This is a genomic window from Limnohabitans sp. Rim28 (genome assembly GCF_000293865.2).
In the GTDB taxonomy this organism is placed as follows: domain Bacteria; phylum Pseudomonadota; class Gammaproteobacteria; order Burkholderiales; family Burkholderiaceae_C; genus Limnohabitans_A.
Genome location: NZ_ALKN02000035.1, coordinates 1 through 2905 on the forward strand (window position 1 = coordinate 1; position 2905 = coordinate 2905).

Annotated in this window: 1 protein-coding gene; it reads left to right on the forward strand. The window is 59.1% G+C overall.

Annotation, left to right across the window (positions count from 1 at the left end):
- The coding region (locus B472_RS16670; RefSeq protein ID WP_019425535.1) for a LamG-like jellyroll fold domain-containing protein at nucleotides 1–2905 on the forward strand (2905 nt) is incomplete at both ends.

Here is a 2905-nt window from a genome sequence, read left to right on the forward strand (position 1 = left end):
GATGGACGGCACCGCCAGCAGCGCACAACTGGCCCTGCTGGGTGTGACCGTCACCAACGTCACCCCCGACAACCTCAAAGCGGTGCAAAACGCCATTGGCGCGGCCGACCCCACCAGCCTGACGGCACTGCAGACGGCGGTCGACAACGCCATCAGCGCCTTCAATAACGCCAGCGCCCTCATTGCCAACTACGCCGACACCAACGGCGGCACCGCCCCCCAAGCCAGCGACTACACCGCCGCAGGCGTGACCGGCATAGGTGGCGTAGGCCAACCGACGGTGGCCATGATCAACGAAGCGTTGGCCACCGGCGAAGTCATCAGGGCCGAAGCCGACAGCGCCGCTGACGTGCAAGCCATCGTCAACGCTTACCAAGTCATCCTCAACAACGCCAACACGGCCAGCAGCACGGATGCGAGCGCCAGCGACTACCTGGCCATCGGCGTGACGGGCGTGACCTCTGGGGACGTGCACACGCTCATGGGCCAGGTGATCGACGGCAGGGATACTTCTCACGTCAACACGGTGGCCAAGATTCAGGCCCTGGCGACCACCGTGGCAGAAGTAATTCGTGTGGCCGGGTTGAGCAGTCCAGTGCGCGACAATTACCAGAACATTGTCAGCACGCTCAGCGTAGGTGAACTCAGCAATATTGGTATCACTGGGGCAACAGGCGACAGCCGAATGGCCTGGCTTCAAGCCATCGCTGGCAAATCACCAGCGGACATCACCACCCTGAGCGATTTGCAAAACGTGATCACTGCGGTGGTTCATCCCACCACAGGCACTTATACCCTCGCTTTGAACGCCCTGAGAGAGGCAGCCACCAACAACAATGCCACCGCAAGCAACCCCGCCGTCAGCGTTTGGGAAGATGCAGGGATTGTGAACGTTAACAGTTCCAATTTGGCAAGTCGCAACAGTCTGCTCAATATGGCCGGCGTCACCGGTGTATCGCCCAATCCAGTTGCATTGGATGGTGATCACGACACTGTTGTTGAGTTTCGAGCCATGGTTGGTGCCTACGACCTGTTGTTGTCCAGTTTGGACAATACCGACAACAACAACATCAACCTCACCAATGCGCAGATCACAGCTTTGGGGCTGAAAAATGTGATCGACCTTGTGGATGAGAAAACCTTGTTCAATGATGTGCTCGACCAAGCCACTGCCTTAGAGGTCAACACAGGGGTCAAATTAGAGCAACTGGCCAACATCGTCGACAAAATCATGTTGCACGCCTCTGGGAACAGCCAGACCATCACCGAAGCCGAGTTGGAGCAGATCGGCATCGATGAAACTATCCTGACAGCAGGCAGAGCCAGTGCCTTGCTGACTTCCATCACCAGCGCGGGCGGTGCAAACAATGTGGATACGCTGGCCAAGATCACAGCCCTGATCGACGTCACAGTGCCCACAGCGCCGAGTTTTGCGCTGGCCAGCGACACGGGCACGAGCACGAGCGACGGCATCACCAATGTGGGCACGGTCAGCGTCAGCGGGGTGGAGGCGAATGGCAGCTGGCAGTTCAGCACTGACAGCGGCATCACTTGGAGCGCCTCCCAAACGGCAGCGACCACCAGCTTTACCCTAGCGGAAGGCACCTTTGCGGCTGGCCAGTTGCGTGTGCGCAGCTACGACGTGGCAGGTAACGTGAGCGCCGTGACCCAGAACGCGGGCGCCATCGTCATCGACACCGCCGCCCCGGTTGCCGATCTGGATGGCACATCGTCCAGCACGGTGGACGCCGGCTCACCCATTCGCAGCACGGCGTATTCGACCAATGGGGCAGATAACAGCGGTCTGTACATGGGAACGACCAATGCGTTGGGCCTCACCGCCCAAGGGTTCACGTTGCAGACTTGGTTCAAACTCGATTCCGCAGTCTCTCTTAATGCTTACGACCGTGTTTTCAGCATTGCACCGGGTGGGCAATCGGGTTATCCCAACAATGAAATCATGGTGTGGGTGAACACCAACGCTTTGGGTAAAACAGAACTGGGTTTTGAAGGCCCCAACATTACGGCCTTCAATGACGATGTCAGCCTGCCCGTGAATACCTGGCACCATCTGGCAGTGACAGTGGATGGCTCAAAGAAGTCAACCCTGTACCTGGACGGTGTGGCCATCGATAGTAGAACAAGCACAGGCACCTTTACGCCTGTGAACAGTGAAATCTGGATGGGTCGAATCTCCACAGCACAAACACCCTTCGGTCTGGACGCCACTTTTGCCGATGCCAGGGTTTACAAGCGCGGACTCACCCAGGCCGAAGTTCGAGACAACATGGGGGGGCAGCTGAATGTGAGCGACCCCGACCTGATCAAGTCTTACCAATTCACGAACGGCAACCGCAACAGCGACATTGCTGGCGATTCAGCCGCCACAACCACGGGCACGGTGACCAGCATCAGCACTGCGGTACCCCTGTCGCTGGATGTCAAGTCCTCGGCCACCCTGACTGACGATCACAACATTGCCAGCATCACGGTCAAGGGCGCAGGCATGATCAATGGCACCAGCGAGCGCCTGCATGTGGGTGACGACTTCATCGCTTGGACCTCGGCTTCGGGCTCGGTGAGCCTGTTTGGCACCACCTGGAGCTACACCTACAACAGCACCGAATCTGCCTACACCTTCACCAGCGGCAGTGCCATCACCGCACCCATGGCGCAGGACTTTTTGCGTCAGCTGGGTTATGCCAATGCACTGGGCACCGGTCGAACCGCTGGCACCCGCAGCTTTGCCATCACCCTGACCGACATGGCGGGCAACACCAGTGCACCCGTGACGGCCAGCATGTCCACCCAAGCCGCTGTGGGCAGCGTGGCTATCAGCGCCACGGGCGCCTCGGGCAGCTTGCTCAACGCAGGCGATGTGGTGACCGTGACGGCCACCTACAGC